This is a genomic window from uncultured Bacteroides sp. (assembly GCF_910585845.1).
GTDB lineage: Bacteria > Bacteroidota > Bacteroidia > Bacteroidales > Bacteroidaceae > Bacteroides.
Genome location: NZ_CAJUHF010000009.1, coordinates 13284 through 31733, shown reverse-complemented (window position 1 = coordinate 31733; position 18450 = coordinate 13284). Strand labels below are relative to the sequence as shown.

General features: G+C 43.7%; 16 protein-coding genes and 1 pseudogene. 2 read left to right on the top strand and 15 right to left on the bottom strand.

All coding sequences use genetic code 11. The features are described from left to right. Nucleotides 1-226 precede the first annotated feature (226 nt). The 10 genes and pseudogenes from QZ323_RS04320 to QZ323_RS04275 form a co-directional block, all read right to left on the bottom strand. Complete coding sequence (locus QZ323_RS04320) at nucleotides 227-1450, bottom strand: glycosyltransferase (RefSeq protein ID WP_294633115.1); 1224 nt, start codon at nucleotides 1448-1450, stop codon at nucleotides 227-229. A gap of 6 nt (nucleotides 1451-1456) precedes the next feature. Beyond that, a complete protein-coding gene (gene wecB, locus QZ323_RS04315; RefSeq protein WP_294633113.1) occupies nucleotides 1457-2602 on the bottom strand; it encodes a UDP-N-acetylglucosamine 2-epimerase (non-hydrolyzing) in 1146 nt (381 codons plus the stop codon). Continuing rightward, nucleotides 2599-3834 carry a polysaccharide pyruvyl transferase family protein gene (locus tag QZ323_RS04310; protein WP_294633111.1) on the bottom strand — a complete coding sequence of 412 codons (1236 nt, stop codon included), beginning with the start codon at nucleotides 3832-3834 and terminating at the stop codon, nucleotides 2599-2601. The genes wecB and QZ323_RS04310 overlap by 4 nt, the downstream gene beginning before the upstream one ends. Further along, complete coding sequence (locus QZ323_RS04305; protein WP_294633110.1) at nucleotides 3831-4754, bottom strand: nitroreductase family protein; 924 nt, start codon at nucleotides 4752-4754, stop codon at nucleotides 3831-3833. Before QZ323_RS04305 ends, QZ323_RS04310 begins: the two co-directional genes overlap by 4 nt. After that, nucleotides 4744-6309, bottom strand: a complete 1566-nt coding sequence (locus QZ323_RS04300; RefSeq protein WP_294633109.1) for a sugar transporter — start codon at nucleotides 6307-6309, stop codon at nucleotides 4744-4746. Before QZ323_RS04300 ends, QZ323_RS04305 begins: the two co-directional genes overlap by 11 nt. A gap of 284 nt (nucleotides 6310-6593) precedes the next feature. Further along, a pseudogene (locus tag QZ323_RS04295) lies at nucleotides 6594-7049 on the bottom strand (DUF6169 family protein). 294 nt (nucleotides 7050-7343) lie between these two features. Beyond that, nucleotides 7344-7820, bottom strand: coding sequence for a hypothetical protein (locus QZ323_RS04290; RefSeq protein ID WP_294633108.1), 477 nt, complete (start codon nucleotides 7818-7820; stop codon nucleotides 7344-7346). A gap of 315 nt (nucleotides 7821-8135) precedes the next feature. Further along, nucleotides 8136-9095, bottom strand: a complete 960-nt coding sequence (locus QZ323_RS04285; RefSeq protein WP_294633106.1) for a hypothetical protein — start codon at nucleotides 9093-9095, stop codon at nucleotides 8136-8138. A 184-nt stretch (nucleotides 9096-9279) separates the two neighbouring features. Continuing rightward, nucleotides 9280-10398 carry a hypothetical protein gene (locus QZ323_RS04280; RefSeq protein ID WP_294633103.1) on the bottom strand — a complete coding sequence of 373 codons (1119 nt, stop codon included), beginning with the start codon at nucleotides 10396-10398 and terminating at the stop codon, nucleotides 9280-9282. Further along, nucleotides 10395-11114, bottom strand: a complete 720-nt coding sequence (locus QZ323_RS04275; protein WP_294633101.1) for a hypothetical protein — start codon at nucleotides 11112-11114, stop codon at nucleotides 10395-10397. The genes QZ323_RS04280 and QZ323_RS04275 overlap by 4 nt, the downstream gene beginning before the upstream one ends. 415 nt (nucleotides 11115-11529) lie before the next feature. On the opposite strand from QZ323_RS04275, the gene QZ323_RS04270 reads away from it, so the two are divergent. Then, a complete protein-coding gene (locus QZ323_RS04270) occupies nucleotides 11530-12072 on the top strand; it encodes an HU family DNA-binding protein (protein WP_294633099.1) in 543 nt (180 codons plus the stop codon). Nucleotides 12073-12266: 194 nt separating this feature from the next. Beyond that, nucleotides 12267-12695, top strand: coding sequence for an N-acetylmuramoyl-L-alanine amidase (locus tag QZ323_RS04265; protein ID WP_294633097.1), 429 nt, complete (start codon nucleotides 12267-12269; stop codon nucleotides 12693-12695). 12 nt (nucleotides 12696-12707) lie between these two features. On the opposite strand, the gene QZ323_RS04260 is transcribed toward QZ323_RS04265, so the two are convergent. The 5 genes from QZ323_RS04260 to QZ323_RS04240 are packed head-to-tail and all read right to left on the bottom strand — an operon-like array spanning nucleotide 12708 to nucleotide 18320. Then, nucleotides 12708-13421, bottom strand: a complete 714-nt coding sequence (locus tag QZ323_RS04260; protein WP_294633095.1) for a CpsB/CapC family capsule biosynthesis tyrosine phosphatase — start codon at nucleotides 13419-13421, stop codon at nucleotides 12708-12710. Between the two features lie 5 nt (nucleotides 13422-13426). Continuing rightward, complete coding sequence (locus QZ323_RS04255; RefSeq protein WP_294633092.1) at nucleotides 13427-15802, bottom strand: polysaccharide biosynthesis tyrosine autokinase; 2376 nt, start codon at nucleotides 15800-15802, stop codon at nucleotides 13427-13429. A gap of 9 nt (nucleotides 15803-15811) precedes the next feature. Continuing rightward, nucleotides 15812-16609 carry a polysaccharide biosynthesis/export family protein gene (locus QZ323_RS04250; RefSeq protein ID WP_294633090.1) on the bottom strand — a complete coding sequence of 266 codons (798 nt, stop codon included), beginning with the start codon at nucleotides 16607-16609 and terminating at the stop codon, nucleotides 15812-15814. A gap of 14 nt (nucleotides 16610-16623) precedes the next feature. After that, entirely contained in the window at nucleotides 16624-17724 is a 1101-nt protein-coding gene (locus tag QZ323_RS04245) for an MraY family glycosyltransferase (RefSeq protein WP_294633194.1), read from the bottom strand. A gap of 50 nt (nucleotides 17725-17774) precedes the next feature. Then, the gene (locus QZ323_RS04240) at nucleotides 17775-18320 is read right to left on the bottom strand and encodes a UpxY family transcription antiterminator (RefSeq protein ID WP_294633088.1); all 546 of its coding nucleotides are present in this window, start codon (nucleotides 18318-18320) and stop codon (nucleotides 17775-17777) included. Nucleotides 18321-18450 lie beyond the last annotated feature (130 nt).

The following is an 18450-nucleotide window of genomic DNA, read 5'->3' as shown; positions in this document are numbered from 1 at the left end:
TACACAATGTGCATAACGGAGCAAATTTTTCATCCTATAAGAAATTTACCAAAACGAGTTTTAAGTAAAAGCCATGTCAGTCCCCATGAAATGATGAATGCCATTAATGAAAATATTAGAGGGAATAAGGTGCATACCCATGGAAAAATACCACCACTACAATGCACAATATGCGCAATAAGGCAATGTCATATCTGTATCCTTTACAATTGACAAACATTTTTTGCTAAATTAGAGTTTTGTATAGTTTAACTACTGCCTCAGGAGAGACTCTTTCATATAGTTTATTGGAGGCACAATCGGCAAGGACGCCTTTTTCCCATCTTGCAATTATTTTATTTAAGGAAGCAACAATGGAATCAACACTCTGATTATCGGCTAAAAATTCACCTTCTTGATTTAGTAGCATATCTACTGCAAATCCATTAGCTGGAGAAATCGCCAAAATCGGTAACCCGGTTTGCAGATAATCTGTGAATTTACTTGCGAAGAAAATACCTTTTTCTAATTTAGCTTCGAGAAGTACCAAGATGTCATAAGTTTGCATTTTAGATAATGCTTCCATATATGAAAAACTACCGATACATTTTACGTAATCCTGAAGGCTGTATTTCTTTATTAATTGTGATGTATAATCATTGATATGCCCCATTATGTGAAACTCCAAATTAGTAAAACCGCTATCAATAACGTAACGTAAAGCCTGAAAAGTCGTCTCTGGATTACGTTCCACTGAAAGATTGCCGGAATGGAGCAACTTTAACTTGCAATCATTAGTTCTTTGAACTGATAGAGGCCAAAACTTCTGGCACAAGCCAATATGTGGTATTGTTATGGTCTTTTGTTCCTTCAAAAATGGGAAGAATGTTATAAAATGCTGTTTAAGGCTATCTGACGGAAATGTATTAATATCAGCAGATTTAAGTAACCGGGCTGTCTCTATCATTTTCCGTTTCTGCTCTTTAGCTGTATAATCATGTTTATATAATCCAGGCCATATTGGTGCGGCGGGGTCATTCCAGTTGGCAATCCATTTAATTCCTGTTTTCTTTTTTAACTTTTCGCCAATGAAATGTGCTGTATCATTAGGAGAACGGGTTAAAATAGCATCATATTGAGTGGTTGATATGAGTTTAACTGCTTTTTCATAAGCTCGTCGCATCCAACGTACACCGGGCACAAAACTTCCTTCCATTATTAAACCTGAATAAACAACATCCGCAATTCGTTGGATTCTATTCCCTGATTCATAAGTGATAGTGTGAGCCGTCGGTTTAAGCATGTCCCATGGTTCCGTCCAATCAGTTCCGTATGCAGGACCTTCATCGATACGTGAAATAACATCCACTTCAATCCCTGCTTGCAGTAAGGCCATTACTAATTTCCCATTACACAAATTTTCTGAGAAGAGACAAGGCGGATACCCTGTAGCAATCATCAATAGTCTCATCGTATATTATCTTAAGGCATTTACTATCCGGGCACATGCTTTTCCATCTCCGTAAGGATTGATTGCATGGCTCATTTTTTTATAGTATTCCGAATTATCGATAAGTGCAGACACTTCATGAACAATTTTGTCATAGTCGGTACCGACAAGTTTTACAGTTCCTGCTTCCAAAGCTTCAGGGCGTTCTGTAGTATCGCGCATCACAAGCACCGGCTTTCCGAGCCCGGGTGCTTCTTCTTGAATGCCTCCCGAATCGGTAAGCACAATATAAGCTTTACTCATTAGATGGACAAACTCTAAGTATTGCAATGGCTCAATGAAGAAAAAATTGGATCGAGTGAGATTTTCTCCAAATACCTCATGGATAGGTTTGCGCACATTGGGATTGAGGTGCATGGGATACACGAAATCCACTTCTGGATATTTTTCAGAAAGATCTTTCATGGCTGTTACCATGCGAATAAAGCCATCGCCAAAGTTTTCGCGTCGGTGACCGGTGATAAGTACAAGTTTCTTGCCTTTGCCAAGTCGCGTAATGTTGTAGCCAGCTGTGGCAAGAATTTGCTCTTGCTTCGAGGAAAGAACCACATCATTTCTGAGTTTGTCAACGACCATCTGCAAAGCATCAATGACAGTATTACCTGTAACATAGATTTTCCCTTGGGCACTTTCGGCTATCAGATTCTTCTCTGACAAAGGTGTGGGCGCAAAGTTATAAGTGGCTATTCGTCCCGTAATCTGTCTATTCATTTCCTCTGGCCATGGGCTATAAATATTGTGTGTGCGAAGCCCTGCCTCTACATGACCTACGGGTACCTGCATATAGAATGAAGCCAAGGCTGCTGCCGTGGAGGTGGTTGTATCGCCATGTACCAGAACCACATCCGGACAGCATTCTTTGAGTACGTCTCGCATTCCCGTAAGCACACGAGCCGTAACATCATACAAATCCTGTCCCTGTCTCATGATGTTGAGATCGTAGTCAGGCTTTATATCAAAGATAGTAAGCACTTGGTCAAGCATCTCCCTGTGCTGACCTGTAACACATACTATAGTCTTAAATTGTTCTGTGTGCTTTTGAAACTCCTTAACCAGTGGACACATCTTAATGGCTTCAGGGCGTGTGCCAAAAACCAACATTATTGTTTTCATCGTGATAATATATTTATTGCAGTCATTAAATCCGAACTAATTTTTTTTGCTTTTTCTTGAGAACGATTGAATTCTAATTGACTTATTTCATCCAAATTGGTATTTAGTCTATCAAATACTTGTATTAAAGCTTGAATTGAAAGTTGTTTGTCATCAATCGCATTTAATGCCATATCAAATTGCTGAAGGAACCTGATTGTCTTGGGATGATATGCCAATGCTATTAATGGAGTTCCGGTAGCAAGGGCAAATATGGTACTGTGTGTTTTATGCCCAAGGAATATCTTGCATTTGGATACTTCCTCTAAATGCTCCAGTGTTTCCATATCATCTTCGTATATGAAACATTTATCTGCCCGAAGCACTTTGGCGATTATTTCAGCAATGAAACCACGGTCATCAGGAGCAGAGCCTTTTATCTCCATTGGGAAAAAGCGTATCGAATAACCTTTATCTATTATATAATTACAAAAATTTGCGATTGTTTGCTGATAATGCTTTCGTTCTTCAACGGTTCGGGATTGCGTACAATAAATAGCAATTCCAACCGCATTGTCTCTTTGCTCTATCGGAAGATACTGTATATGGTTTGCCAATGTCAGTACACTTTCGTAGGTCGGTATAACTGCTGCTTCCTCTTTACCCAAAAATGTGTGGATTTCCTCGACAGATTTTTCTTCCCTAGGCATTAATATACTATTAGATAATAGACGTTGAGTAAGTAACCGATTTTTAGGATTATGAAAATCGAATGGTCCAAAAGATTGGGAGAAGCATATCAGTCTCCTATATGATGAAGCCACCATTGCATCAAAGTTAATGCTTGAGACTAAATCGCGTGACAACATTGTAGTAAAATGATGTCCTCCCACGCTTATCACTACATTTGATTGTTTTAATGCTTTGTTAAATTCAGGATTAGCCAAAAAACGAGCAAGAGATACATTTCTCATAAAAGATTCACGGAGAAGCGTAAATGTGTATTTTTTGAATCTATTCAGAAATCTCCAATAGAATTTATATTTCTTCACTCTATCATAATCCCATCCCCATGGTACAAACCTGATACCTTCAGACGGATAGTATTTGTACCCATTCCATAACTCCGGTTCTGATGTTGAAACAGTTATTTCTACATCGCGATATATTGATTTAAGAATATGGCACATTGCATAAAGTACAGCCCTATCCCCCTTATTCCCGGAATATTGATTTATTAACAAGATTCTCATATATTTTTCCTTTCTGGAGTTTGGTTAACAATATTCGCATACCCCATTACTGCACAGATTATAATCTGATGATGAACAGGAATATGAAGCAGTTCTCTCATTTTTCGTTCTTCATTCTTATCCTTTTGTGCCCATGAAAGTATTGTTGCAGACAGACCTAATGTAGTTGCCCCCAACATTATATTTTGAACCCCAAGACAAGTATCTACTGATGGCAAAAAGATTTCACTGGGCCACACATATCCCCTTATATTTGCTGTAAATACCCAAAAAGAGGGAATAAATTCACTAAATCCAGTTCCTCCTTTACAATATTTGAGACATTCCTTTGATAATTCAGGATTATTGGTCGCATAAATCTCAATGGGCTGTTTATTACAACTACTGGAAGCCCAGTTTGCCAATTTCTTTAATTTTATTACGTCTTCATCAGAAATTTTCTTTAAGGAAAATGAACGATTGGAACGACGTGCCATTATTAATCCTTCCAATTGCTCAAAGGATACATTTATTGTTGGCTTCTCGCCTCGTAAGGGAATAAAATTATCCTTTACCTGAAGATGTTCGTATGCTACAATTTTGCTTTTAGCCCATGTGAGAGTAGAATCGGTTGCATACTCTGTCTTTTCCAATCTTTCAATAAGACTTTTAAGTATAGAATAATATTTTTTACTGTGACCAGGCGAGGCATCAACCCTATGCAATCCTTTATCTATAATATGTGCATATTTTCGCATCAATAGAACTGCCTTGTCATCTGTATCTTCTAAAGACAAGTCAAAATTTGTTTCTGCATCAGCTATAATATCTTTATAATATGCTGGTACAATAATTGCTCCATTGGCAATAAGTTTATAAAGTTTACGCGGCAACAATGCTCGCATATATCTTCCGCACAATTTTCTTAATCTATTGAACATCTTCTATTTTTTTTATGAATCTATTTATGAATTTTCTCATTCCAGAATTGAAGCTATACATTAATAACAGCAATATTGTAGCATAGCTAATGATACTTAGTAATGCATATAACATCCATGATAAATAATTTTCTGATGGATTTATTGACAACAAGGGTATTATAAACTTGATGATCAAAATAGCAGGAAACATGACACATAGAAGCATTATAAACAATCCTCTCCAGTATGTCCACACAGGTTCACGAAATCCTTGGGAAAATAGAAAATATGGTTTCCAAATACCCACTATTAATACTTGGCTTGTAAGTCCTCCTAACAATATACCGGGCAATCCCCATTTTGCGCCACACACTATAGCGACACTTAAATTTATCATAATCTCTGCAAGTGGTGCCCAGATATCAGAAAACATTCCATATCCGAATAGGAACTGCATTACTCCACCTCGTGTGTAACTGATGAACACATTCAAAACGACAAGATATAACACAATCTTAGGAAGGATATATTCATGCCCTAACCAAATGGATATAAATGGTTCAAGCAATATGAAAATGGAAAATGAAAATACACCTCCAACAAAGTATCTCATATTCAGCAATTCCCAGAATAACTGCAATATTTTAGTTCGGTTGCCTTCGGCAATCAAATTTCCGATGCTTGCTTGAGAACTTTCAAGGAAGGAATTTACAAATTGTGCCAGTTTATCGGTAATGATTGTATAATTTCCATAAAATGCAACAATCTGAAGATTGACGAAAGAATATATAAGGAACGGGGCTGTCTGATACTGTACAAAATAGCTTATTTTCTGTACGAACAGCTGCTTCGTATATTTCATCACCTCCGGATATTTCTTGAACAAAGCCTTACCTAACCGCACTTCTGCCCGTAACCACGGATAAGTCAGGTTGATTCTCCAATTGAGGATGAATGAATAGATGATACCGAAAAGAAGTTCTATCAATACCCACAGATAGAAGCTATGCGTATAATAGGCAAGAGACATCTGAATAAGGGTCTTGATGATATTTGCTGACTGGAAATATGCCGTGACTACATAATTGCGTTGGTCGGCTCCAAGCAGGTTTTGTCGGTAATTGATAAAATAACCGATGAGCGAGGAGGCGAGAAAGGAGAAATAGGCAAAGTAGATAAGCGGTATATCAAACCCCGTAGTACTATTGGGGAATATCAGTGGCAGAAAACAGGCAAGTACACATCCGGCACTCAATATCATGATGCCTATGCACCGATAGAGATAGCCCATGACGGAAATAATCTCATTTATCTTCTCTTGGTTCCGTTCAAACAAGGGCTTGTAGAGCACGTATCCTATAGCAGAACCGATACCTAACTCGGCAAGGTTGAGAAAACCGAGCAAATTCTGAAGCGTACCTGTCAAACCTACAAAATCTGCTCCGAGGCAGTCGAGAAATATCTTGCGCGAAAAGAAACTTAATGCAAGTGTCAAGAAATAGAATATAAGGTTGACACGGGCATTGAGCAACGTCTTTTTCACACGTGACTCTGTGGTGGTTTTATTTTCCATGACGTATGTAATTGGAAATCAAAATATAGTTTTGACAATTTGTCGGAGGAAACACGACTACCGAAATAAACTGGAATTTACGGCATTGTCGTCAAGTTTAATTTATGGTTTATCGAAGATTCGAAAGTAAGCATTCGAACAACTAGAGGTATCAAACTTCTACATATAACAATAGCGATTGTCACTATTATAAACTTAATAGAATGCTTACGAAAATACGGTTAAACTAACCTTTAAAGTTGATGTAAGTACACCACGATTACTAATCTCCTTACAGGTTCTATCTATTGGCAGTTTTCTTCGTTAGGCTTTTCTCGAAGGAGCTTTGCTGTTTGGGTGAATTCTGTCACGACTTCAACAATTTTAGGATTGTCGTTTCTAAGAATGAGTGCGGCAAAATTAGGAACGCCCTCTTCATCTATGATATGGGTAGTATATAAAGAAAATTTAGAATTGAACTCATACGAATCAAACCAATATTTAAATAGCCGATTACGCATTTGTTATTTTCCATCGCCCGTTTCACAAATATACAGCATTGCAGCCTGATTCTTACGAAAGAACTCTTCAATAATAGTCAAAATGGTCAACTGCAATTTATGGTCACGAGGCGATTTTTTCTGATTAGAATTACCTATAATAAGCTGATAGGATACATCTGTTTGTATAAGGAAATCATTTTCAAAGGCGATACTTATCTGTACGCCACAATGAGTAACAAAATCATAAGATCCTGTCATTTCATCCAGTTCAACTTTGTAAGGAGCTTTACGATTGATATTATCCAATGAAAGTGGATGAATCATATAAATACAACATGTTGAGGCTCTTCCCCAGTATTGGCTTTACACTTTTCGCACATCCTCTTCTTTAGGATTTCTATTCGTTGCTGTTTAGCCTTCTTGGTTGCTTTTAATCTCTTTAAAGCCTCTTCCCTTGTTATTGTCATACCCATAAATTAACATGAATCTTGTTTTGACAAAGATAGAATATTTTTTCGGAACTTCCAAATACATCCCAGATCGTTCATAACCTTAAAACACCAGTTTCGACTCCAGCACAATCAACTTTCGGCTGGAAATGACTTCTTTCGTATGACCTTTCAGCGAAAAAACACCGGGCAATATGTTCAGGCTTATGGCACATTCCAAAAGCGTATTCAACTCTTTTGTCATTTCGACTTTGACGGATTGTTGCAAGATGGAGTTAGGTTCATCCGGGTTTCTTTGCCTTAGTAGATATTGTATGTCCGCATCGTTGACTAATCCATATTTTTGTGCTTTTTCGAGTGCCTTTTGATAACCTTCCTTGGTGAATTCTCCCGAAAATCTTTCTTTCCGTTCATATCTTTTGGCATATTTCTGCTGTTCCTCCTTTTGAACCTGCAAAGCCATGTCGACCCATTTATACTTTAATTCGCCATCCGTTGACATTTCCATTTTTCGCTCTTCCAGAAATGTGGCCTTCGCTTCAATGAAAGTAACTCCCAATAGTTTGGCTATCTCGAACATGCAGTTTAACTTGTCTTGGAAGATGACATCTTGCGCTTTGTTGATATCTATATACCTGTCAGTTTTACCGGTTCTGTCTTCGTGGCATAGATAATCCCGGCTAAAAGGGCAAATACTCCTATGATGAGCCAAATAACAAGTGGCAAAGCTGCCTCTTGTACCTCCATGGGATACTGCAAAATTTTCACAGTTTGAAGACTTGCACTGGTTATCATACGCACAATTTTATAGTTACTTTTCTAAAAAGATATGATTAAGTACAGAGATTAAACATCTCATAAAGAAAAAATATATTTGAACTCTTTTCCTGTACGCTCAGAGAGTAAGTCCTGTCAAGACTCTTATCTGCTCATCGGACAGACCAGCTTTCTTTAGAGCCTTTGCAGAGGCAAACAAGGCTGCATCCTTTGCTTCAATCTGTGCGTCTTTCTCTTCAATCTGCGCATCTTTTGCTTCAATCTGTGCATTTTTCTCTTCAATCTGCGCATCTTGTTCGGCAATCTTTTTATCACGCATCATGATAGCCGTATCGCGGTTTTCTATAGCAGAGAAATATTCGTCTTCTACATTCATGTCTTGTCTTAGTTTTGCATTGGAAGCGGCTGACAGAAGTCGGTGAAGAATATATTCCATCTCAGCATCGCCACTATACTTGTCCTCGTCTATATTGAGTACCTGGGCATTGTCCCGAGCCCTCTTCGTCTGGTCGAATATGCTTAATATCTCCTCTAACCTGTTGCCCACATAACCGTGCAGAAGGGGAATCTGTACGATGATGCTGTCATGAATCAAGCTTTCCACAAAGGGATCGGGAATCCCTTTGGTAACCTCCTCCCCATCGTAATTGTATGCCTTGTGGCGTACATAAACCACGGGTTCTTCTATGTTTCCTACACGGTGTCCCAATAGGTAAACTGTCACCATCGGTATGCCATATTCTGCATAGCTTCCGTTCTTTTGCATATTGTCAGGATCCGCATACTGCGTACCGAGGTATTGGCGGAACCGGAGTGTCTCGGTCTCTACCCACGTTTTTTGCAACTCAATCAATATGAGTTTCAGACTACCGTCGTCTTGTCTGACCTTGGCACCAAAATCAATGCGGAACATGGAAATCTTATCCCGATTGTTATTGGTATATTCATGCTTGCGCATTTCCAGCTCCACGACCTCACGCTTCAAGAGTGCGGACAGGATAGTACGCGCCACACGGCTGTCTTCCATAAGGTATTTGAATACAGCGTCGTATATCGGATTTGCAATGCTGATCATCATTTCTCCAATGTTTTTGTTTTATAGCAACACAAATATAAAATAATTATTCCGTCAAGACAAGAGATTGGCCAAACAAATTTCCAATAACAAGGTATCTAAGCATACATGCTCAAGTATCTTTAGATAAATACTAAAGTATCTTTAGATAAACGCCCAAGTATCTTTAGATACCTGGCCAAGTATCTTAAGTATCCAGCAGCAGGGCAAGTATCTTCGCCTCTACCTCAGCAAAGCGCTTCTCGAGCTCCAGGGCACGGGTGCGCTGGGGCTTTCCCTCCTCGCTATGTTGCAGCAACATCATGTCTGCCAGATGGTCGAATACAGACGGGAGCATGAGGCGTTTGCCGCCCTCGTCACGGGCTTCCGCCTGACGAAGGAACTCACGTGCGATCTCCCGGTTAGCATGCTCAAGAAACACCTCATAGATGAAACCGCGCAGGTTGGCATGCCGTGCGCCTGCAATGCGTGGCATCTCCACCATGCGCTCCTCGCACTGTCCGGCATAGATGGACCGGAAACAGCGGTCGTAGTTGAGGATGTAGAGTGCCATGAACATCTCTATGGCGGCCTCCATTACGGCATCGCCTTTGGGATTGAGGCCGATGAACCGTGCGAGGGCAAGACCACACGCCACCTGGTCGCATCCGAACTCTTCAAGCATGGAATCGTCGTTGGGGTCAAGGTATTTAGAAAAATCAAATATCTCATTAGAATATTGTTCCATCTTCTCGGAAATTTCCTGCATCATCTCCTTATGTAATGCTTCAGGCAAATCCTCGGGGATGAAACTTTCGATATAGGTACGCATGCGGTCGGGGATGCCGGCAGTGTCTATCTGCATGTCTTCTATGCGTTGGCGCACATTGCCGAGTATCTTGGCACGCAAGTCGCCATTGACATGGAACAGCAGGTGGGCACACTCGTGGAGCAGGATGAAGACAATCTGCAAATCGACCGACTGGGCGGTGAGCCTGTCTCTTTTGCCGCCATGAGCGAACAACAGGGGCAACACTTCCGCAAGACGGGCCAGTGCCTCTTCCGCTTCATCGTACTGGCAACGGTCCGTATACATATTATATAAGGTATAGAGCGAGATGGCATCGCAACCCGTGTCGGGATGGAGTAACATATAGTTGTAGAGAGTGACGAGGGCACGTAGTTTGGTATTGAACGTGACTTCGCCCGTATTCAAATCTACTTCCGGGAAGAGATGCCCACGACGGGTTTCCGCCAGCCTGATGCGGATGCCCATTTCTTCCTCTATGCTACGGAGGGTGTCGGTCAGAATTTGTAGGGTGTTCATGACAATTCCTGCTGGATAAGTTCTACGGTTTCTGAGAGTGTGATGCCGTCACGGGTTATCCAGTCGCTTTGGAAACTGTAAATCCATGTGGCGGCATCGGGACAGTGAAGCTGCAAATCCGTGAATGCCCTGAAAAGCCATGGGGATGCCTCTTCAATGGCGATACACTCCTTAGGCCTGTCTGTGGCGGTAAGCCCATGGAAAAACCTGTTTTCCGTCACGCTGAACTTGGTTCCTGCCGACTGAAGGAAGGCGATGAACAGGCGCATGCTTTCAGGGTCGGTGATCTCAATGATGATTTTACTGAACGGCACTGTCGGCTGTGTGTTTGCTCCCTCTTGTGAGGCTTGCCAGATTTTACGACGTTCGGCTTCGAGTCTCTTGCGTTCTTCTCGTGCATTCGTCGTGTCTAACATCTGTTTGACGTGATATACGGCGGCATGGCCGTTGCCCTTGGTGTCGAGGCAGGCCAAAGGCATGAGCAAGTTGAGGAACTTCTCGCTTTTGGCTCTCGTGTCATCTATATCACCATTGATGTACATAAGGCGAACCGCCTTGTTGGCTATATCGGCATAAGTAGTGCAGGTATAGAGAATATCTCCATACTTCTTGGCCTTATCGTAATTGTGGAACACGCTGCAAAATTCCAGAAATTCTTCCGGATCATCGGGGTGTTGATTGCGAAGTTCAGCCATGTATTTTTCCTTGTTCGTCATTTCGCTTTTTGCTTTTTGTAAGAAACTGCTTTGATTTTCTTTCAGCTTCCTTCCGAGCGTTGTTTTTTGCGGATTTTACCTGTTTCCCCTTGTCACATAGCCCGCTATGCTCCTCATAAAAACAGAAAAACATCCTCAAAAAGAACTCTCAAAAGAAGGCTGAACAAAATTAAACAGGCTCTTAAAAAGAAAATTAAAACAATTTCCAAGGTTCAAAGGTAACTGTTTTTGTGAATCCTTGCAATGTTTTGTGACTTTTTGCGATTCTTCCCCAAACGTGCGAAATGGTTGTAGATTTGCAACAGAAACAGGAAACAATCGGTTGCCAAATGCTTCTGACATAGTTTTTTGATATTCTGAGACGCGCGTTGAGAGTTATATAATTTATTGTTTTACTTTTTAATCCTTTTAATGTATGATTGACTATAGTGTTTACATGATGCGTAATCCGTTGAAACCGGAACAGCCTGAAAAGGCTTATGCAAAAGCTCAAGTGAATGAAACCTGGACGATTGAAAGATTCGCTCGCCACATTGCCGACCATAACGGCGTTTACAGCCGCGGCACAGTGAAAGGTGTTTTGTCCGATTCCTGCGAGTGCCTGGTAGAACAGCTCTTGTGTGGGAACAAGATTGTCCTTGGGGAACTCGGGACATTCAGTATCTCACTCAGCAGCACGGGTGCCGCTTCCGCCAAGGAGTTTACTGCCAAGAATATCAAGGCGGTGAAAATCCTGTTCCACCCGGGACCGGACTTCGAGAACCTCATCGGCCGTGCCGAATTCAACCCTGTGGCAAGCCGCATGGCCCAGACCGCTACGCTGAAGGCTGAGAAAGCCGGAGAGACCATCATCGACCTGGCTGCTACCAAGACCGGTACGGGAAGTTCGTCCGGTGGTTCCGGTTCTACCGGTACGGGTGGAGGCAATGGAGACCTGGATGAAAACCCGTTTGGCTGAAATTACTGAACATGCAGGCGGCAGGCTTCGACAGCCTGCTGCCGGTTAATCCTTCATGACATGAAATTCATATTATTTATCTTTTTCCAAACAAAGCGTATGAAAACAAATTGGAAGAGCATATTGCTCTACATCGTGAGAATCCTCGAGTTGATCATCAGTGGCGCCGCAGGAGGGGCACTGGGAAGCAACTTATGAGAACCATTACACTGATTGTCGTGCACTGCACCGCCAACAAAGTGGGCAGTGCCCTGCGGATGGCGGACATCGACCGCTACCACCGTTCCCTTGGTTGGTCGGGCTGCGGCTACCACTACGTGATTCCTACGGACGGGGCGATTGAACCCGGAAGGCCGGAAGAATGTACCGGAGCGCATTGCAAGCTGCATAACCGACACTCCATCAGCGTGGCGTATGTGGGAGGGCTTGCCCGTGACGGCAAGACTCCTTGCGACACCCGTACCGTTGCCCAAAAGGCGGCGCTCAGGAAATTGCTCGGTGACTTGCATAAGCGTTATCCGAAAGCGCTGATTGTAGGCCATTCCGACCTTGATCCGAAGAAGCCTTGTTGTCCCGGCTTTGATGCGGTCAGGGAGTATCGCGATCTTGAACCGGCTGTCTGATTCGTCTCTTGATTACCATAAATCGGCTTTGAACACCTGTTCGTGGCCGGTTTGTGGTAATCTTTGTTTGTATAGGATTGTTTCTAAAACGGCAAGGTTGTGCGTGTCGCTACCTGCCAGATTGTAGAAGCCGTTTCTCATCAGCCATCCGGCTTTCTTCCTTACCCCAGTGCCATACGCGCCAACTAATGAAAAAAGATTAAGTTGGAACATCACGTTCATCTCTTTCAGTGTCCGGTAATCGTTTTCATCCATATACACATACCGTTCGGGGTGCGCCAATACGGGGACATATCCTTTTGTCTTGATGCGGAGCAGAATATTGCTCAGTCCCATTGGAGGATTGAAGTAGGAGGTCTCCACTAATAGATGTTTCCCGTCTTTTCCCAACGGCAGGAGGTCGTTCTTATTCAACCGCTCCTCGAACAAAGTGTCGAGCATATTCTCGGAAGCGAGATGCAGCGTAATGTTACCTTGGTAAGCGGCTCTCAGTTCCTCGAGACGTGCCTTTAAAGCGGCTGTCGTATTGGGTATATCCTCCATGATGTGCGGTGTCAGCCAGATTTCCTTTACTTTCAAATCCTCATAGAGGGAGAGGATTCGCAAGGTTTCCTCCATCGTCTGCACACCGTCGTCCACTCCAGGGAGCAGGTGGCAGTGCCAGTCGGTAAATCCCCGGAAGATACCGCTATCGGCAAGGCTGGTACGCTTTCTGAAAGGCCACATGGTAGTTATTCTTCTTTTGTATAGCCAGTATACCCGTACTTATACCCATATTTATACCCGTAACGTCCGCTTCCGCCGTCCGTTCCATTGAGGATAAGCGACATGTTTTTGTATTTCTTATCCGTGTAGAAGCGTTCAATTTCGGGCAACATGCTTCGATCAAGCCGCCCAGCCCGGATAATAAACAAGGTCATGTCCACCAATTGGCTGATGATGGTGGCATCCGCTACGATTTCAACCGGCGGGCAGTCAATAAAGATATAGTCATACTCTTTACGAAGTTTGGCAATCGATTGGTTCAAACGCTCGGAGAAGAGTAGTTCCGTGGGATTGGGCGGTATGGTTCCCACCGGAATAATTTCCAGTCTGGCGTCTTCGGAAGGCCGGACAATGATTTCCTTGATGTCTTTCACGTCACCAGCCAAATAATCGGAGATACCTTTCTTGGGGCTGCCTGCGTATTGGCTCAAAGAACCTTTGCGCAAGTCAAGGTCAATGACAAGGACCCGTTTCCCTTTAATGCCCAAGCTGGCGGCAAGGTTGAAAGAGATGAAGGTCTTTCCGCTGTCCGGATTGGCGGAAGTAAGCATGATGACGTAGGATTCGCTTTCCTTGTCTTGCATGAATTCCAAGTTAGTACGTACCACGCGGAATGCCTCGTTGATGACATTGCGGCTCTTCTCCTTGACTGCCACCACGCATTCCTTTTCTTGTGGCTGCCGGGAGAATTTCTTTTTCTTACGGAAACTGAGCGGTATTTCGCCCACGAACGGAATGGTAAGGTGCTCCAGGTCTTTGCGTCCGCGAACCACCGTATTCATGTTCTCCATCATAAAGATGACAACCACAGGTACCAGTAATCCCAGGGCGAATGCCATCAGCAGGATGTTTTTCTTCACCGGAGCGGTAGGAATCATGCTTCCTCCGGGCATGGTGATGATACGGGTATTATAGGCGGTAAACGCCTGCGAAAGTTCATTTTCCTCACGCTTTTGCAAGAGATAGAGATAAAGAGACTCTTTTACCTTCTGCTGGCGTTCCACACTGAGCAGGTATTTTGCTTGGTTGGGGTTGGAAGCTATTTGCGAAGTGACCTGTCCGCTATAATTCTGCTGACTCTTTATCTGAGCGTTCAGTGCCACCAACTGATTATCGATGGAGGTGACCAATGCGCTTCGCAACGCTTGAAGGGAAGCGTCCATCTCTTTGACCAAGGGGTTCTTCACGCTACTGTGGGAGACAAGGCTGTTGCGTTCCATCAGTTGGTTGTTGTACTCGCTGATCTGTGTGGAGATATTGGAGTTCTCAATGCCGGAGCTGGCAGGAAGCAGGCGGAACCTGTTGGTCTCATCCGTCAGGTAATTACGGATGTAACGCGCCATGTATGCCTGATTGTTCAGTTCCTTGATGCTGGCGTTCGCCTCGTTCGCCTGTGCCATGTACATGCTTGCCGCCACCTGTACGTCGGGGAGCAGGTGTTCGCTTTTGTAAGAGGAAATGTCGTTGTCCACATTGCCGAGTTCCCCTTCTATCACTCCCAGACGGTCGTTGATGAACATGGAGGTGCTGACTGCTATCTGGTTCTTATCCTTTACCCAGTTTTCATTGTAAACGGCTATCAATGTGTTCAGTACATCTTCCGCACGCTGTGTGGAAACATCCTTGAAAGTAAGGGTGATAATATTGGACTTTTCATCATTTTGTGACACGCTCAAGTTCATCGAATAAGCCGCTACGGCACTTTGTATGGGTACATGTGAAACATATAAAAGTGTTTCTTCCTCTTTTTCGTAGGAAGAGTCAGGCTGTATCACGATTTTTCCGACGGGGCTGGAGATGGTATCGTTCAATGTACCTGTGAAACTTCCGTTAATGCTTTTTTCATCCTTCTTGAAATCGAACAAGGTCACATTCCCATCTTTTAATTGCATGGTGAAAGCGGCCGCCTGGTTTGCCGGGAAATCCACAAGGATGGTTTTGACCGGCAACTGTTCCCCGTACACGGTTTGACGGTGGAAACGTCCGTCCGTGTGATAGTCCATGTTCAAGTTCAATCTTGAAACCACTTCACGCATCAGGTCGGGGGATTGCAAAGTCCCCATTTCGTTGTTCACGTTCGTGCTGGTGGCAAACATGCCGAAATCGGCGAAGTCCTCCATCGCGCCGGAAGTGGACTTCCCCTTGGAGTCATCCTTGATAAGGATAGAAGCGGAACGGGTATAAACCGGCGGCGTGGTCAGCAAATACCAAACGGCAGCACCGAGGCACACGGCCAATGAAAGTACAAACCAGTGCCACTTGTTGAGACAGAGATAAAATAGGTCTTGTATGCGGATGAAATCCTGTTGGTTCTGTGCAGAAGCATTCTTTGGTATAGTCATTTTCTAATGTTATTTGGCAATTAATACGGCGATGGTGGTCAGCAGGGAGGCAAGGGACAGCCAGAAAGAGGTGCTGCGGACATTGTTCCCATTGACAGTGGCTTGGCGAGCCTTTGTATCATTAGGCTCCACATAAACGACATCGTTCTGTAGCAGGTAGTAGGCGGGGGAAGAATAGAGATGGCTTGCCGACCGGAGATCCACCCCGTAGACACGCTGCTTGCCTTCTTCATTCCGTAAAACCAGTACTTTGTTCCGTTTGCCGTAAATGGTGAGGTCTCCTGCCTGGCTCAATGCGTCCAAAATCGTCACATGGTCCTTTTCTATATTGTATCGACCGGGCTTGTTCACTTCGCCCATGACCGATACGGTCAGGTTCATGTATTCCACCGTGACCACCGGTTCTTTGACCAGGTCGTGCGACTGTAATTCCTTTTTGATATGCGCGGCGACCTCTTCGCGGGTCATGCCCTCAATATGGATAGCCCCTAAAACAGGGAAGTCTATATTTCCGTTGGAATCGACTGTATAGCCGGACACGCCACGGCTTGAGCTGGATGACGTTTCCTGACCTATCTGTTGTGACGCAACCGGCAGGTTGAAAAGGTTGGTCAGCCTCAAATCCTGGCTGTTTACCAGAATGGACAGTTTGTCTTTCGGCATAATCTTGATTTCCGTCGGGGAAACAAGCGTCAGTTCACTTTCTCCGGGGCGTAGGTCCTGGAAATAGGTAATCTCTTTAGAAGTGGAGCATGCGCCTAATACAAGGACGGATGCTGCTACAATCATCGTTTTGCAAAATTTCATATTCTCGATTATAACTATAGTTTCCTGTTGATTTTATGAATTTTATGTGTCAGCCATATATTTGCCGATGTCCATATCACGACATCCGCAGCTAACAGCAGGGTAATCTCCATGTACATGGACAGCCAAATGTTGCACAGGGTAAACAGGAGCGAAAAGGATATGATGGTTACCATAGCGGCGCGTTGGCGCATTCCCACAGAAAGCAACTTGTGGTGGATATGGTTCTTGTCGGGCAGGAACGGGTTTTTCCCGTTGCGCACCCTGTGCAGATAGACCCTCACGACATCGAGGCACGGAATGAACAGCGGTGAATATGCGAGGACCAGCAGATTCGGGAAACCGTCCGGGATACTTGTCGGCGGACATAGGAGGATTTTTAAACTCAACACACAGAGTACCATGCCGATTGTAAGGCTGCCGGTGTCACCCATGAATATCTTTTTCTGCTTATTGGCATCCCCGAATACATTATAGTAGAAGAACGGCACAAGCACCCCGAGAGTGGCGAATGAAAGCACGGCATAGATGTATTCCTGCAACAGGAAGAATACCATCCCGTAGAAAAGTGTCGCCACGCCGCAAAGCCCGGATGCCAGTCCGTCTATGCCGTCTATCAGGTTGATGGAGTTGATGATGAAGACGATGACGAGTATGGTAAGCGGATAACCGAACCACTCTGCCAATTCGTGGATTCCCAACAGTCCATGCAGGTCGCATATCCACATTCCCCCGGCTATCATCATCATCCCACACATGATCTGTACGGCAAATTTGGCTTTATAACGTATACCTATCAGGTCGTCCGCCATCCCCACCAAATACAACAGCATGACACAGCAGAAGCTAAATGCCAAAGAACAGCTTTCCGTAGATACCCCGTCGAACATATTGCCATAGCCAAAGAATTGGCATAGACCGAGCATGAGCGCTATGGAAAAAAAGACGACAGGTTTGAAGGCGATACCTCCCAACCTTGGCACTACCCCTTGGTGAATTTTCCGTTCATCGGGCTGGTCGAACAACCGCTTGCGGAAGGATATAAGCAATATTTGCGGAATGAGCAGGCCGGTGCAAAGCACGCATACTCCGAATACCGTAATGGAATTGGCCATCCAAAAAGTGGCAGTTGCGGACAGGCCGGGAAAACAGTTTGTAATCATTGTCATATAAATTGTATGTATTCAGGGTTAACTTCCACGCCTGCTGCAAAGAAATCTTGCAATTTTATCATAAGGCGTTTCACTTTGGAGCCTCGGGTGGTAATCAGGCTCCCCTCATAACCATTGAGGGGACCGCCTACGATACGGATTTTACGCCCGTACATTTGGGGAGTAATTTCTTCCGGCAAATAATATTTGGTGTCATTCGAGGAGCTGACCGCAACGATGAAACGTTCCATCTCATCATCGGGGACCATCATCGGTGCACGTCCGCAATTTCGCATGAAGCGGTATTGCAAAGTCTCCGTCCTTGCAACGATGGGGTCAAGCCTCTTCTTGTCGGTATGGGCGAACAGCAAATCCCGTATTACAGGAACATCTTCGACCACTTTTTTGCCGTGTTTGGTGATTAATTGTGGCTTCATGGGGACAAATACTTCAAATCCTTCCTCACGCAAAAACTTGTAAGCCGGCAGTTTGGCGTTAGGGCGTTTCAAGTCTCGCATGACAAACCATCGTGTCTGTTTTTCAATCTCTGTCGTAGGCATTTTTTCGGTTCAGGATATATTCTCTAGTCCTGCATAATCGCTATATCTATTGATTATTATGCAGTTACAAACATATGTCGTAAAAGTTCGGGCTTCTGCCCGAGTTTGATTCATATTCATCAATCTTATA